General features: G+C 70.4%; 11 protein-coding genes. 8 read left to right on the top strand and 3 right to left on the bottom strand.

Going from position 1 to position 14,817, the window contains the following annotated elements; genetic code table 11:
• Nucleotides 1–203 precede the first annotated feature (203 nt).
• From Aau02nite_RS14785 to Aau02nite_RS14775, 3 genes are read left to right on the top strand one after another with little or no spacing between them, the layout of a single operon-like run.
• Entirely contained in the window at nucleotides 204–2,852 is a 2,649-nt protein-coding gene (locus Aau02nite_RS14785; RefSeq protein ID WP_281420988.1) for a cellulose-binding domain-containing protein, read from the top strand.
• A 28-nt stretch (nucleotides 2,853–2,880) separates the two neighbouring features.
• On the top strand, nucleotides 2,881–5,811 hold the full coding sequence (locus Aau02nite_RS14780) for a glycoside hydrolase family 48 protein (protein ID WP_212988981.1): 2,931 nt from the start codon (nucleotides 2,881–2,883) through the stop codon (nucleotides 5,809–5,811).
• Between the two features lie 10 nt (nucleotides 5,812–5,821).
• Nucleotides 5,822–6,949 carry a lytic polysaccharide monooxygenase gene (locus Aau02nite_RS14775; protein WP_212988980.1) on the top strand — a complete coding sequence of 376 codons (1,128 nt, stop codon included), beginning with the start codon at nucleotides 5,822–5,824 and terminating at the stop codon, nucleotides 6,947–6,949.
• Nucleotides 6,950–7,004: 55 nt separating this feature from the next.
• Here the strand turns inward: Aau02nite_RS14775 and Aau02nite_RS14770 are convergent, their stop codons facing one another.
• A complete protein-coding gene (locus Aau02nite_RS14770; protein WP_212989072.1) occupies nucleotides 7,005–8,006 on the bottom strand; it encodes a LacI family DNA-binding transcriptional regulator in 1,002 nt (333 codons plus the stop codon).
• A 343-nt stretch (nucleotides 8,007–8,349) separates the two neighbouring features.
• On the opposite strand from Aau02nite_RS14770, the gene Aau02nite_RS14765 reads away from it, so the two are divergent.
• The 4 genes from Aau02nite_RS14765 (at nucleotide 8,350) to yjfF (ending at nucleotide 13,008) form a co-directional block, all read left to right on the top strand.
• Entirely contained in the window at nucleotides 8,350–9,360 is a 1,011-nt protein-coding gene (locus Aau02nite_RS14765; protein ID WP_438841133.1) for an ABC transporter substrate-binding protein, read from the top strand.
• Nucleotides 9,361–9,446: 86 nt separating this feature from the next.
• Nucleotides 9,447–10,970 (top strand): sugar ABC transporter ATP-binding protein, encoded by a 1,524-nt coding sequence (locus Aau02nite_RS14760; protein WP_212988979.1) that lies wholly within the window; start codon nucleotides 9,447–9,449, stop codon nucleotides 10,968–10,970.
• Nucleotides 10,967–11,998, top strand: coding sequence for an ABC transporter permease (locus tag Aau02nite_RS14755; RefSeq protein WP_212988978.1), 1,032 nt, complete (start codon nucleotides 10,967–10,969; stop codon nucleotides 11,996–11,998). The genes Aau02nite_RS14760 and Aau02nite_RS14755 overlap by 4 nt, the downstream gene beginning before the upstream one ends.
• Entirely contained in the window at nucleotides 11,995–13,008 is a 1,014-nt protein-coding gene (yjfF, locus tag Aau02nite_RS14750; protein WP_212988977.1) for a galactofuranose ABC transporter, permease protein YjfF, read from the top strand. The genes Aau02nite_RS14755 and yjfF overlap by 4 nt, the downstream gene beginning before the upstream one ends.
• A gap of 57 nt (nucleotides 13,009–13,065) precedes the next feature.
• Here yjfF and Aau02nite_RS14745 read toward each other — a convergent pair whose 3' ends face one another.
• The gene (locus Aau02nite_RS14745) at nucleotides 13,066–13,647 is read right to left on the bottom strand and encodes a GNAT family N-acetyltransferase (RefSeq protein WP_246595152.1); all 582 of its coding nucleotides are present in this window, start codon (nucleotides 13,645–13,647) and stop codon (nucleotides 13,066–13,068) included.
• Between the two features lie 112 nt (nucleotides 13,648–13,759).
• Between Aau02nite_RS14745 and Aau02nite_RS14740 the strand changes: the two genes are divergently transcribed.
• Nucleotides 13,760–14,332 (top strand): DUF6197 family protein, encoded by a 573-nt coding sequence (locus Aau02nite_RS14740; RefSeq protein ID WP_212988975.1) that lies wholly within the window; start codon nucleotides 13,760–13,762, stop codon nucleotides 14,330–14,332.
• Here the strand turns inward: Aau02nite_RS14740 and Aau02nite_RS14735 are convergent.
• Entirely contained in the window at nucleotides 14,319–14,813 is a 495-nt protein-coding gene (locus tag Aau02nite_RS14735) for a pyridoxamine 5'-phosphate oxidase family protein (protein ID WP_212988974.1), read from the bottom strand. The genes Aau02nite_RS14740 and Aau02nite_RS14735 overlap by 14 nt on opposite strands.
• Nucleotides 14,814–14,817 lie beyond the last annotated feature (4 nt).

Below are 14,817 nucleotides of genomic sequence, written 5' to 3'. Positions count from 1 at the left end.
CACGATCGATCGACCGACATCTTCCTACCTACTCGGTTCAGTGCTTGTCAACACGGCGGAAACCATGGCGTGACCGAAGGGTCATTTGTTTCCGGCTCTTGACAACGAAATGTCAACGGCCCACATTCATGGGAGCGCTCCCATGTTCATGACCGTCGATGGCGCATCCGCGGCGTCCCAGCCGTGCCCGGAGAGGAACCCCTTTGCGACGACGCAGATTCACCACGGTGGCCGCCGCCGCGCTGCTCATCGGCGTGACGAGCTTCGTGGCCACCGCGGCCGACCGGCCCCGGCCGGCCACCGCGGCCGTCGCTGTCGACGCGTACAGCTGGAAGAACGTCCGGATCGACGGCGGCGGCTTCGTGCCGGGCCTGATCTTCAACCGCACCGAGAAGAACCTGATCTACGCGCGCACCGACATCGGCGGCGCGTACCGGTGGAACCAGGCCGGGCAGAACTGGGTGCCGCTCCTGGACTGGGTGGGCCAGGAGAACTGGGGCTACAACGGCGTCACGAGCATCGCGACGGACCCGGTCGATCCTGACCGGGTCTATGCGGCCGTCGGCATGTACACCAACAGCTGGGATCCGAACAACGGCGCGATCCTGCGCTCGGCCGACCGCGGCGCCACCTGGCAGATCACCACGCTGCCGTTCAAGAACGGTGGCAACATGCCGGGCCGCGGCATGGGCGAGCGGCTGGCCATCGACCCGCACGACCACAGCCGCGTCTACTACGCCGCCGAGGGCGGCAACGGCCTCTGGCGCAGCACCGACCACGGCGTCACCTGGGCCAAGGTCACCGCGTTCCCGAACGCCGGCAACTACGTGCAGGACCCGGCCGACGCCAACGGCTACCTGAGCCAGAACCAGGGCCTGACCTGGGTCACGTTCGACGACGTCAGCCGCGACGTCTACGTCGGCGTGGCGGACAAGGAGAACCCCGTCTACCGCTCCACCGACGGCGGGGCCACCTGGGCGCGGGTCCCCGGGCAACCCACCGGCTACATCCCGCACAAGGGGGTCCTGGACTCGGTCAACCACTACCTCTACGTGGCCACCAGCGACACCGGCGGCCCGTACGAGGGTGGCAAGGGACAGGTCTCGCGGCTCAACACGGTGACGGGGGAGTGGACCGACGTCAGCCCGGTCAAGCTCAGCGCCGGTGACGACCTCTACTTCGGCTACTCCGGCCTGACCGTCGACCGGCAGCGGCCCGGCACGCTGATGGTCGCCACCCAGATCTCCTGGTGGCCGGACGCGATCTTCTTCCGCAGCACCGACAGTGGCGCCACCTGGACCCGGATCTGGGACTTCACCAGCTATCCGAGCCAGTCCAAGCGCTACACCATGGACATCTCGGCCAACCCGTGGCTGGATTTCAACGCCAGCCCGCAGCCGCCCGAGGCCACGCCCAAGCTCGGCTGGATGAACGAGTCGGTCGAGATCGACCCGCTGGACTCCGACCGGCTGCTCTACGGCACCGGTGCCACCGTCTACGGCACCACCCAGCTGACCAACTGGGACCGGAACACCACGTTCACCATCCGGCCGATGGCCGAGGGTCTCGAGGAGACCGCGGTGCTCGACCTGGCCAGCCCGCCGTCCGGGGCGCCGCTGGTCAGCGCGCTCGGTGACATCGGCGGATTCCACCACGCCGACCTGGACACCGTGCCGGCGAGCTTCCACGACACCCCGAGCCTGGGCAGCAACACCAGCCTGGACTTCGCCGAGCTGAGCCCGGCCTTCTTCGTCCGGGCCGGCAACGCCGACGCGGCGCCGCACCTCGGCGTCTCCAACGACGGGGGCAAGACCTGGTACAACGGCCAGGAACCGGCGGGCGTCACCGGCGGTGGCAAGGTGGCCGTGGGGGCCGACGCCAACGCCGTGGTCTGGGCTCCGGCCGGGGCCGGCGTGCACTACTCGACCACCCGCGGCAGCTCCTGGACCGCGTCCACCGGCATCCCGGCCGGCGCCGAGATCGTCAGCGACCGGGCCGACCCGAAGAGCTTCTACGGGTACGCGGCCGGCAAGGTCTACGTCAGCAAGGACGGCGGCGCCACCTTCACCGCCTCGGCGGCCACCGTACCGGCCAGCGGGAACGTCAAGCTGCACACCGTCGCCGGGCGTAGCGGAGATGTGTGGCTGGCCGGCGAGACGGGCCTGCTGCACTCCACCGACGCCGGGACGACGTTCACGGCGGTGGCGGGCGTCAGCAAGGCGATCAACGTCTCCACCGGCAAGGCCGCACCGGGCGCCGGGTACCCCGCGCTCTTCACGATCGGCACGGTCGGCGGCGTGGCCGGGGTGTTCCGCTCCGACGACGGCGGCTCGGCCTGGGTCCGGATCAACGACGACGCCCACCAGTACGGCAACGCGGGCGAGGCGCTGGCCGGTGACCCCCGGGTGTACGGCCGGGTCTACCTCGGCACCAACGGCCGCGGCATCCTCTACGCCGACCGCACCGGCGGGTCCACGCCACCGCCGGTGACCCCGTCCGCCTCGGCTTCGGCAAGCCCGCCGCCGTCCACGCCGCCGCCTGCCTCCGGTTGCGCCGCCACTTACAAGATCACCGGCTCGTGGGGCGGTGGCTTCCAAGGCGAGGTGACGGTCAGAAACAGCGGCAGCACGCCCACCAAGAACTGGTCCGTCGGCTGGAACTACTCCTCCGGCCAGGTCGTGTCGCAGGTCTGGGGCGGCACCGGCGGTCAGACCGGCACGGCCGTGACCGTGCGCGACGCCGGCTGGAACGGCGCGCTGGCCGCGAACGCGACCACCACGTTCGGCTTCCTCGCCACCACCACCGGCACCAACCCCCTTCCGTCGCCGATCACCTGTGCGGCCACGTCATGACCCGCCCCACCCCCAGGAAGGACCCGCGATGAGATCCCCCCTGTCCACCCGATCGCGTTATCGACGCGGTCTAGCGGCCTCGGCTGCGGTGTTACTCGCCGCCGGCCTGGTCGTCGCCGGGTCGTCGCCCGCGCAAGCGGCCGCCGGCTGCACGGTCGTCTACCGTGTCCAGAGCCAATGGAGCGGCGGCTTCACCGGTGACATCGCCATCACCAACTCCGGTGACCCGCTGAGCAGCTGGAAGCTGGAGTACGACTTCCCGGACGCGGCGCAGAAGGTCAGCCAGGGCTGGAGCGGCACGTACGCACAGAGCGGCCAGCACGTGACGGTCTCCAACGTGGCGTGGAACGGCACGCTGGGCACCGGCGCCTCGGTCAGCACGGGTTTCAACGGCACCTTCGGCTCGGCCAACCCGGTCCCGACGGCGTTCACCCTCAACGGCACCGCCTGCAACCAGACCGCCGCCGTACCGACGGTGTCGATCAGCAGCCCGGCGGCCAACACCCGGTTCACCGCGCCGGCCTCGATCCCGATCGCGGCGACCGCCACGGCGACGAGCGGCCGGACCATCAGCAAGGTCGAGTTCTACCACGACGGCCTGCTGCTGAGCACCGACACCACCGCCCCGTACGCGTACACCTGGGACAGCGTCCCGTCCCAGACGGCGGCCTACCGCCTGCAGGCCATCTCCTTCGACTCGACGGGGGCGAAGAGCGCGACGGCCGACGTGCCGGTGTTCGTCGACCCCTCGACCTCGCCGGCGGTCGTCGCCGACGCGACCTCGCTGACCGTCGCTCCCGGTGAGACCGCGACCTTCAAGGTGGCCCTCTCCAAGGCGCCGACGGCCGACACGACCGTGGCGATCGCCCGCACCACCGGAGCCACCACGGTGTCGGCGACGCCCGCGTCGCTGACGTTCACCCCGGCGAACTGGAACACGGCGCAGACCGTGACCGTCGCGGCGACCGCCGCAGCGGCTCTCAACTCGACCGCCACCATCTCGGCCACCGCGACCGGCCACACGGCCGCCGGTGTCGCGGTGACGGTGGCCCGCGCGGGCGACGCCCAGGCCCGGTTCGCGCAGCTCTACAGCGACATCAAGAACCCGGCCAACGGCTACTTCAGCCCGGACGGCGTGCCGTACCACTCGATCGAGACGCTGATCGACGAGGCGCCCGACCACGGTCACGAGACCACCTCGGAGGCGTTCAGCTACTGGCTGTGGCTGGAGGCGCAGCAGGGCCGCGTCAGCGGTGACTGGGCGCCGTTCAACGCGGCGTGGACGACGATGGAGAAGTACATCATCCCGTCGCACGCCGACCAGCCCACCAACGACAAGTACGACCCCAGCAAGCCGGCCACGTACGCATCGGAGTACCCGCTGCCGTCGCAGTACCCGTCGCAGCTGGAGCCCAGCGTCACGGTCGGCAGCGACCCGCTGGCCAATGAGCTGAAGGCCGCGTACGGCACCTCCGACATCTACGGCATGCACTGGCTGCTAGACGTCGACAACGTCTACGGCTTCGGCCGCTGCGGTGACGGCACCAGCAAGAACGTCTACATCAACACGTTCCAGCGGGGCCCGCAGGAGTCCACCTTCGAGACCGTGCCGCAGCCGTCCTGCGACACGTTCAAGCACGGTGGCCCCAACGGTTACCTGGACCTGTTCACCAAGGACACCAACGCCCCGGCCAAGCAGTGGAAGTACACCAATGCGCCGGACGCCGACGCCCGTGCCGTGCAGGCCGCCTACTGGGCGCTGACCTGGGCGACCGAGCAGGGCAAGCAGGCGCAGGTCTCCACCGCGGTGGCCAACGCCGCCAAGATGGGTGACTACCTGCGGTACTCGTTCTACGACAAGTACTTCAAGACGCCGGGCTGCACCTCGAAGTCCTGCCCGGCCGGCTCGGGCAAGAACAGCTCGAACAACCTGATGTCCTGGTACTACGCGTGGGGCGGCGCGACCGACACCTCGGCCGGCTGGGCCTGGCGCATCGGTTCCAGCCACAACCACTTCGGCTACCAGAACCCGATGGCCGCGTGGGTGCTGTCCAACAACACGGCGTTCACCCCGAAGTCACCGACCGCCAAGGCGGACTGGGCGGCCAGCCTCAACCGGCAGGTCGAGTTCTACCAGTGGCTGCAGTCGTCCGAGGGTGCCATCGCCGGCGGTGCGACGAACAACTGGAACGGCAACTACTCGGCGCCGCCGGCCGGCACGCCGACCTTCTACGACCTGGCCTACGTCGAGGCCCCGGTGTACGAGGACCCGCCGTCGAACCGCTGGTTCGGCATGCAGACCTGGTCGCTGGAGCGGCTGGCGGAGTACTACTACCTGACCGGCAACGCCAAGGCCAAGGCGGTCCTGGACAAGTGGGTGCCGTGGGCGCTGTCGCACACCACCCTGACGGCGACCAGCTTCCGGATCCCGTCGGACATGGAGTGGACCGGCGCGCCGGCCACCTGGAACGCGGCCAGCCCGGCCGCCAACACCAACCTGCACGTCGAGGTCACCAGCTACGGCCAGGACCTCGGTGTGGCCGGCTCGTACGCCAAGCTGCTCACCTACTACGCCGCCAAGTCGGGCAACGCCGAGGCCAAGGCGGCCGCCAAGGGCCTGCTGGACGCGATCTGGGCGTACAAGGACCCGAAGGGTGTCTCGGTCGCCGAGACCCGGGCCGACTACAACCGGATGGACGACCGCTACGACGCGGCCACCGGTCAGGGCATCTACATCCCGCCGGGCTGGAGCGGCAAGATGCCGAACGGCGACGAGATCAAGCCGGGCGTGTCCTTCCTGGACATCCGGTCCTTCTACAAGAACGACCCGGACTACCCGAAGCTCGAGGCCTACCTCAACGGTGGCCCGGCCCCGACCTTCAACTACCACCGATTCTGGGCCCAGGTCGACGTGGCCACCGGCTACGCGGACTTCGCCCGCCTCTTCCCGAACGGCTGAGAGGACCGAGATGAAGAGAAAACTCCTGTACGCGGCCGCGGTGCTGCTCGCCACCGGCGTCGGCGTGACCGTGGTGCAGTCGCAGGCGCAGGCGCACGGGGCCATGATGGTCCCCGGTAGCCGCACCTACTTCTGCTGGAAGGACGGCCTGTCCGGATCCAACGGCGGCATCGTCCCGAAGAACCCGGCCTGCGCCGCTGCGGTGGCCCAGGGCGGCACCACCCCGCTCTACAACTGGTTCGCCGTGCTGCGCTCGGACGGGGGCGGCCGGACGACCGGCTTCATCCCGGACGGCCAGCTGTGCAGCGGCGGCACCGGGGGCCCGTACAACTTCACGGCCTACAACGCGGCCCGCACCGACTGGCCGGAGACCCACCTCACGGCGGGCGCCAGCTTGCGGTTCGACTACAACAACTGGGCCAAGCACCCGGGCACGTTCTCGCTGTACGTCACCAAGGACAGCTGGAGCCCGACCCGGCCGCTGGCCTGGAGCGACCTGGAGTCCACCCCGTTCTCGCAGGTGGTCAACCCCGAGTCGATCGGTGGCCCGGGCACCAACGACGGCCGCTACTCGTGGACGGCGCGGCTGCCCTCGAACAAGAGCGGCAAGCACATCATCTACTCGGTGTGGTCGCGGTCGGACAGCCAGGAGACCTTCTACGGCTGCTCGGACGTGAACTTCGACGGTGGCAACGGACAGGTGACCGGCATCGGTGACGGGACCACCCCGACGACCCCGCCGCCTGGCCCGACCACCCCGCCGCCGGGCCCCACGACCCCGCCGCCGGGCCCGACGACCCCGCCGCCCGGCCCGACCACCCCGCCGCCGGGCACCGACAGCGGCTGCTCCGCGATGTACAACGTCACGGGCTCCTGGGGCGGTGGCTTCCAGGGCGAGGTCATGGTCCATGCCGGCACCACGCCGGTGAGCAAATGGAAGGTGTCTTGGACGTTCCCCGGTGGGCAGACGGTCAGTCAGCTGTGGAGCGGCAAGTACTCCGGTAGCGGATCCCTGGCCACGGTGTCGAACGAGTCGTGGAACGGCTCGATCGCGGCCAACAGCCACACCACGTTCGGTTTCACCGGTACCGGATCGGTGCCGGCCACGGTGCAGAACCTGAGCTGCACCACCGCGTGAGACGAGGGGGCCCGGGGCGCGGAAGCGCTCCGGGCCTCCGCGTGTCCGGCCGCGCCTACCGGCGGGACCGGCGCTTGGGCGGGGCGGCGGTGCTGGCCCGCACGACCAGCTCGGGGGTGACCACGACATGGGCCGGGGACTCGGGACCGGCCATGTGCTGCAGCAGCAGGGCCAGGCTGAGCCGGCCGAGCTCGGCGAAGTCCTGGCGCACCGTGGTCAGCGGGGGCAGGAAGTATCCCGAGTCGGGCATGTCGTCGAAGCCGACGACGCTGACCTCCTCGGGCACCTTGCGGCCGGCCTCGTGCAGGGCCCGCAGCACGCCCAGGGCGATCCGGTCGTTGGCGCAGAAGATCGCCGTCACCGCCGGGTCCCGGGCCAGCGCCTGACCCTGGACGTAGCCGGTCTCGGCGTTCCAGGACTGCGGCAGGATCGGCGGCACCTCGGCGCCGGCCGCGGTCAGGGTCTCGCGCCAGCCGGCGATGCGCTCCTGCGCCTCGGGCCAGTCGCCCGGCCCGGCGACGTGGTGCACCGTACGGTGGCCCAGGTCCAGCAGGTGCCGGGTGGCGAGCTGAGCGCCGCCGGCGTTGTCCACGCGTACGGTCGGGACCCCGTCGCCGCCGCCGGCCCCGCCGACCGCCACACAGGACAGGCCGGCCGGGGCCTGCGTCAGGGCGTCGGTGACCGCGTGCTTGGGGGCGATGGCGATGATGCCGTCCACGGCGTGCTGGCGCAGCCGGTCGACCGCCTCGAGCACCGGCCGGCGTTCCAGGTTGCGGAAGGTGGCGATGCTGACCAGGTAGCCGGCGGTGCGGGCGGCGTCCTCGATGCCGTACAGCATGGAGGCCGGCCCGAACAGAGTGGTCTCGAAGCCGATGATGCCCAGCGTGTGCGACTGGCGGGTGACCAGCGTACGGGCGGCCAGGTTGCGCCGGTAGTCCAGCGACTCCATCGCCTCCAGCACCCGGGCGCGGGTCTCCTGCCGGACGTTGGGGTGCTCGTTGAGGACCCGCGACACCGTCTGGTGAGAGACGCCCGCGAGCTTGGCGACGTCACGCATGACCGCCGCCGGCTTCTTCGATGGCACGCAGTTCCCCTTGTCGCTCCCGCACCGGTGTCGGCCACAGTGTAGTTCTTTCAAGTTTCCGAACAGTGCCCCTGACCTCGGTGTCGGCGACCGCTCGGTGCTTTCTGGGTCACGATACGGAACGATCTCTTGACGCCGGGATTGGGAACGGTAACACTCCTGAAACGCACCGTGTGACGGGAGCCACTGCATTGAGCGGTGTGGCTGTCGTCTGGCTGCTCCGCGCGTTCCCACCCCCGGACGTTGCGGGGTGGTCGCTCTCCTTCCTGTCAATTGAACACCAGCTTCGCGAAGTTCAGATTGTGAACGCTAACAAGTGAGATACCTGGAGGACGTTGTGCTCAAGAAATGGTCCGCTGCGGTCCTGGCCGGCGCGCTGGCGGTCGGCGCCCTCGCGGGATGCGGTGGCGGTGACGACGCCGGTAGCGGCGACAGCGGCGGCGGCGGTGGCAAGATCACCATGGGCTTCTCCCAGGTCGGCGCCGAGAGCGGCTGGCGTACGGCGAACACCAAGTCGATCCAGGAGTCGGCCGCCACGGCCGGTATCGACCTGAAGTTCTCCGACGCCCAGGGCAAGCAGGAGAACCAGATCAAGGCGATCCGGTCCTTCATCGCCCAGCGCGTCGACGTGATCGCCTTCTCGCCGGTCGTGGAGTCCGGCTGGGACACCGTGCTCAAGGAGGCCAAGGACGCGAACATCCCGGTGATTCTCACCGACCGTTCGGTGGACTCGCAGGACAAGACGCTGTACAAGAGCTTCATCGGCTCCGACTTCGTGCTCGAGGGCAAGAAGGCCGGCGAGTGGCTGGTCAAGGAGTACGAGGGCAAGCCCGAGCCGGTCAACATCGTGGAGCTGCAGGGCTCGCCCGGCGCGGCCCCGGCCAACGACCGTAAGGCCGGCTTCGCCGAGGTCATCAAGGCCGACCCGAAGTTCAAGGTCATCGCCTCGCAGACCGGTCAGTTCACCCGGACCGACGGCAAGGAGGTCATGGAGGCCTTCCTCAAGGCCCACCAGGACATCGACGTGCTGTACGCGCACAACGACGACATGGGCCTGGGCGCGATCGAGGCGATCGAGGCGGCCGGCAAGAAGCCCGGCACCGACATCAAGATCATCACGGTCGACGCGGTCAAGGACGGCATGACGGCGCTCGCCGCGGGCAAGATCAACTACATCGTGGAGTGCAGCCCGCTGCTCGGCCCACAGCTGATGGACCTGGCCAAGAAGGTCAAGGCCGGCGAGACGGTGGAGCAGCGTGTGGTCACCGAGGAGACCACGTTCACCCAGGAGCAGGCCAAGGCCGCTCTGCCGGACCGCAAGTACTGAGCGGTCCGTCGGTACTGAGCACGTACGAGCGGCACCGCCCCGGCCGGCAAGCCGGGGCGGTCCGCCGTCGACAAGGAGCAAAAACGATGGGTGACCCGCCGATCCTGCAGATGACCGGCATCCGCAAGGCCTTCCCGGGCGTGGTCGCGCTCGACGGCGTCGACTTCTCCCTGCGTCCGGGCGAGGTCCACGCCCTGATGGGTGAGAACGGCGCCGGCAAATCGACCCTGATCAAGGTCCTGACCGGGGTGTACGACATCGACGCCGGCGACATCCGGCTCAACGGTGACCCGGTGCGCTTCGGCGGGCCGCTGCAGGCCCAGCAGGCCGGCATCAGCACGGTCTACCAGGAGGTGAACCTCTGCGCGAACCTCTCGGTGGCGGAGAACATCTTCATCGGCCGGGAGCCCCGGCGGTTCGGCAAGATCCGCTGGTCGGAGATGCGCCGCCGCTCGACCGCTCTGCTGGCCGGGCTGGACCTGCACCTGGACGTGGCCGCGCCGCTGAGCACGTACTCGCTGGCGATCCAGCAGATGGTGGCGATCGCCCGGGCGATCGACGTCTCGGCCAAGGTGCTCATCCTGGACGAGCCCACCTCCAGCCTGGACGCCTCCGAGGTGGAACGGCTGTTCGAGGTGATGCGCCGGCTCAAGCGGGACGGCGTGGCCATCCTGTTCATCTCGCACTTCCTGGACCAGGTCTACGCCGTGGCCGACCGGATGACCGTGCTGCGCAACGGCACGCTGATCGGTGAGTACGCCACCGCCGAGCTGACCCAGATGCAGCTGGTCACCAAGATGATCGGCAAGGAACTGACGGTGCTGGAGCGCCTCGAGGAGGAGCCGCGCGAGGTCGCCGCCGACGCGCCCCGCGAACCCGTCGTCGAGGCCCACGAGCTGGGCCGGGCGGGTGCCATCGAGCCGTTCGACCTGGCCATCCACGGCGGGGAGATCGTCGGGCTGGCCGGGCTGCTGGGCTCCGGGCGGACCGAGCTGGCCCGGCTGCTGTTCGGCGCGGACCGCCCCGACCAGGGCACCATCAAGATCGACGGCAAGCCGGTCACCCTGCGGACCCCGCGGGTGGCGATGAACCACGGCATCGCGTTCTCCTCGGAGAACCGCCGCACCGAGGGCGTCGTGGGCGAGCTCAGCGTGCGGGAGAACATCGTGCTCGCGCTGCAGGCGTCCCGGGGCTGGTCCCGGCCGATCCCGCGGCGCAAGCAGGACGAGCTGGTCGAGCGCTACATCAAGACCCTGGGCATCCGCCCGGCCGACCCGGACGTGGCCGTGCGCAACCTCAGCGGCGGCAACCAGCAGAAGGTGCTGCTGGCCCGCTGGCTCATCACCGAGCCACGGCTGCTCATCGTGGACGAGCCGACCCGCGGCATCGACGTCGGCGCCAAGGCCGAGATCCAGCGGCTGCTGGTCGAGCTGGCCGACGGCGGGATGGCCGTGCTGTTCGTCAGCGCCGAGCTCGAGGAGGTGCTGCGGCTCAGCCACAAGATCGAGGTGCTGCGCGAGCGGCACCTGGTCGGGGAACTCGACAACACCGGCGGCGGCGTTGATGCCGACCGCGTCATGCAGGCCATCGCGAGTGGAGCCAACCCGTGACCGCCATCGTCAAGCACCGGCTCTTCTGGCCCGCCGTCGTGCTCGTCCTGCTGCTCGTCAGCAACGTCTTCTTCGCCCCGCGCTTCTTCACGATCACCCTGCAGGACGGCCACCTGTACGGCTCGCTGATCGACGTGCTGCGCTCGGCCACCCCGCTGGCGCTGGTCGCCCTCGGGATGACCATGGTCATCGCCACCGGCGGCATCGACCTGTCGGTCGGTTCGGTGATGGCCATCTCCGGCGCCGTGGCCTGTCTGTTCATCGGTGACCTGAGCAATCAGGGCAGCGTCGGAGGCGTGCTGCTGGCCGTCGGCCTGGCCCTGGTCCTGGCGCTCGTGGCCGGGCTCTGGAACGGCGTGCTGGTCTCGGTGATCGGCATCCAGCCCATCATCGCCACGCTGATCCTGATGGTGGCCGGGCGGGGCATCGCCCAGCTGCTGACCGGCGGCCAGATCATCAACGTGTCCTCACCGCCGTTCCGGGTGATCGGCGCCGGCTACGCGCTGGCCATCCCGGTCTCGGTGATCATCGTGGCGGTCGTGGTGGCCGCCGCCGTGCTGCTCATCCGCCGTTCGGCGCTGGGCGTACTGGTGGAGGCCGTGGGCGCCAGCCCGACCGCCAGCCGGCTGGCCGGCATCCGGGCCCGCGGCCTGACGATCGGGGCGTACGTGTTCGCCGCGGTCTGCGCCGGCATCGCGGGTCTGATTTTCAGCTCCAACGTGGCCAGCGCCGACAGCAACGCGGCCGGCAACCTCATCGAGCTGGACGCCATCCTCGCGGTCGTGATCGGCGGTACGGCCCTGACCGGCGGCCGCTTCTCGATCGCCGGCAGCGTGCTCGGCGCGGTGCTGATCTCGGCGCTGGACATCACGACGTACACCATCGGCGTGCCGGCCGAGACGACCCTGTTGTTCAAAGCCGTCGTGGTCGTCATTCTGTGTCTGAGCCAGTCCGCCGCCTTCCGCGCCGCGGTGTTCCGCCGCCGGCGTACCCCCGCCGTCACTCCCGCAGCCGAGGTGCCCGCATGACCGACGTGAAGGCTCCGCCCCAGCCGGCGGTCACCGTGACCGCGCCGCACAAGCGGCGCCGGGCCGACCGGCGGCACATCCCGGTGCTGGCCACCCTGGCCCTGCTCGCTCTGATGTACGGCCTCGGCGTCGCCAACTACGACAACTTCTCCGACACCCAGGTCCTGCTCAACGTCTTCGTCGACAACGCCTTCCTGCTGGTCGTCGCGGCCGGTATGACGTTCGTGATCCTCACCGGCGGCATCGACCTGTCGGTGGGCGCGGTGGTCGCCCTGACCACCGTGGTCGCCGCGACGCTGCTCAACGACGGCTGGCCCGCGGCGCTGGTGCTGCCGCTGGTGCTGCTGATCGGCACGACGCTGGGACTGGGCATGGGCGCGGTCATCCACTACTTCAAGGTGGAGCCGTTCATCGCCACGCTGGCCGGCATGTTCCTGGCCCGCGGGCTGTCCCTGCTGATCAACCGCAACTCCATCCCGATCACCGACCCGTTCTGGACCTCGATGGCCCAGGAGCGGATCCGGTTCGGGCCGGGCATCTTCATCTCCACCAGCGTGGTGATCGCCCTCGTGGTGGTGCTGGCCGGGGCGTTCGTGCTGGCGTACACGCGGTTCGGCCGCACCGTCTACGCGATCGGCGGCAACGCGGACTCGGCCCTGCTGATGGGTCTGCCGGTGGGCCGGACCCGGATCGCGGTCTACACAATCAGCGGCTTCCTGTCGGCGCTGGGCGGTGTGCTGCTCAGCTTCTACATGCTGTCCGGGTACAGCCTGCACGCCCAGGGCATGGAGCTCGACGCGATCGCCGCCGTGGTGATCGGCGGCGTGATCCTGACCGGCGGCTCGGGCTACCTGTTCGGCACCGTGCTGGGTGTGCTGGTGCTGGGCCTGATCCAGACCATCATCACCTTCCAGGGCACGCTCAGCTCCTGGTGGACCCGGATCGTGGTGGGCATCCTGCTGTTCGCGTTCATCGTGCTGCAGCGCCTGGTCACGAGACGGTCCCGCTAGCGGTGACACGTGAACTGCCCGGCGGACCGCCATCCGCCGGGCAGTTCCCGTTTGCGATCAATCGCCCCGCACGCGAGCGTGCAGGTGCATGTCGTGCCGGCCGTCGTCGTGCACGGCGGCGCTGCGCCTGGTGCCCTCCAGCCGGAAGCCGGACCCGGTGGCGACCCGGCAGGACGCCCGGTTGCCGGTCGAGTGGTCCAGCTCCAGGCGGTGGAACCCGGCCGGGCCGAGAGCCCAGTCACTCGCGGCGGTGAGCGCCCGGGAGGCCACCCTGGCGCCCCGGGCGGCCGGCAGGACCCAGTACGCGCACTCGGCCACACCGTCGGCGAAGTCGAAGCCGCGCAGGGCGATACGTCCCAGCACGACACCACCGGCACGGGTCACCGCCCAGTGCGCGCCCCGCTCCTGCGCCCAGTCCTCGCCGTACTGCGCGAACCACTCGTGGACCTGGTCCGGCGACGAGGGCCGGCGGGTGTGCCAGCGCCGGATCTCCGGGTCACTGTAGGCGTCGAGGAAGACCCCGGCGTCGATCGCCTTCCAGGGCCGGAGCAGCAGGTCACCAGGGGCGGACAGGACGGGCTGCGGGCCGGCGGCGAGGGCACCGGCGACGATGGTGGGCGGCGTGGAGAAGAGGGTCACGTCATTCAGCTTCGCAGCGCCCGTACGGGATGGCACACAGGTCGTCTTTCCCGGCCGCGCCCGGGCGGGGGAGAATCGGCCGGGGTCACGCTGCTCGCACCCGGAGGCGGACATGAACGAAGCGGTCACCCGCCGCCGGCCGCGGGGCCGGCCGGCCTGGCTCGGCGCCGCGATCGAGGCGCTGTCCTCCCGATCACCCGCGGCGCCCGCCCCGGCACCGCATCCGGCCCCCGGCAGCCACCGCCACCAGGACGCCCTGGCCGTGCTGACCGCTGCCCGCGCGGTGGTCCGGCGCGGCTGGACCCAGCACACCTGGTACGTCATGCGGACGCCCGCCGGACGCCGCCGGACCATGTCGTCGGTCCTCCCCGGCCGCCTGGACCGCACCCGGGTCGTCGAGGCCTGCCTGGTCGGTGCCGTGGTGCACGCGGCCTGGCAGCAGAGTCCCCGGCCCGAGCACGCCTATCCCGCCGTGGATGCGCTCTGGTGCACCCTGCTCGGCGGCGGCACCCCGGGCGCCGACCCGGTCGGACCGCTCTCCGCGCCGCCGGTGCGCGTCGCCCGGGTCCGCGACCTGACCACCTGGAACGACCGGCCCTACCGGACCCGGGAGGACGTGCTCGACCTGCTGGACCGCACCGTGGCCCGGATCGCCGACACGGACCGCCGGCTCACCGCACCGTGACCCGGGCCCGGTGGTCCCTGGCCAGGCCGTGCCGCGGGCACGGCTCCCGGGGCTCCCGGGGGCACAGCACCCACAGGTCCGACACCGTCGCCCGGTAGAGGCGGTACGCCGAAGGCGCGGTCACGTCCTCCCGGGTCACCGGTGCGGCACCGTCGCCATCGGGCCGGGGATAGCTGCGCAACGCGTGATCGAGATCCGCACCGGACACCTCGCGCGCCTCCCCGACCGCGTACACGGCCCGGCCGTGATAGGGCGCGACGGTGGAATCGAAGACGACCATGCTCACCCGCGGATGCCCGGCGAGGTGGCCGGAGTGGACGGCGTCCCGCTCGGACACCCAGAGGAAGTCCCGGTCACCGGACGGGGCGAAGTAGACCGGCGAGGTCCACGGATGCCCGTCCGGCCCGGTCGTGCCGAGCACGAGGTAGCGGTTGCTGGCGATGATGCCCCGCGCGTGGGCCAGGAGATCGTCGTCGGTCATGCCA

The organism is Actinoplanes auranticolor, from assembly GCF_018332655.1.
Lineage (GTDB): Bacteria > Actinomycetota > Actinomycetes > Mycobacteriales > Micromonosporaceae > Actinoplanes > Actinoplanes auranticolor.
This window is presented reverse-complemented; position numbering and strand designations above follow the sequence as displayed.

What these genes read in the sequence shown, in the direction of transcription:
- Aau02nite_RS14780 (WP_212988981.1), top strand. Translation starts at nt 2,881, where the DNA reads ATGAGATCCCCCCTGTCCACCCGATCGCGTTATCGACGCGGTCTAGCG.
- Aau02nite_RS14760 (WP_212988979.1), top strand. Translation starts at nt 9,447, where the DNA reads ATGGGTGACCCGCCGATCCTGCAGATGACCGGCATCCGCAAGGCCTTC.
- yjfF (WP_212988977.1), top strand. Translation starts at nt 11,995, where the DNA reads ATGACCGACGTGAAGGCTCCGCCCCAGCCGGCGGTCACCGTGACCGCG.
- Aau02nite_RS14735 (WP_212988974.1), bottom strand. Translation starts at nt 14,813, where the DNA reads ATGACCGACGACGATCTCCTGGCCCACGCGCGGGGCATCATCGCCAGC.
- Aau02nite_RS14740 (WP_212988975.1), top strand. Translation starts at nt 13,760, where the DNA reads ATGAACGAAGCGGTCACCCGCCGCCGGCCGCGGGGCCGGCCGGCCTGG.
- Aau02nite_RS14775 (WP_212988980.1), top strand. Translation starts at nt 5,822, where the DNA reads ATGAAGAGAAAACTCCTGTACGCGGCCGCGGTGCTGCTCGCCACCGGC.
- Aau02nite_RS14770 (WP_212989072.1), bottom strand. Translation starts at nt 8,006, where the DNA reads ATGCGTGACGTCGCCAAGCTCGCGGGCGTCTCTCACCAGACGGTGTCG.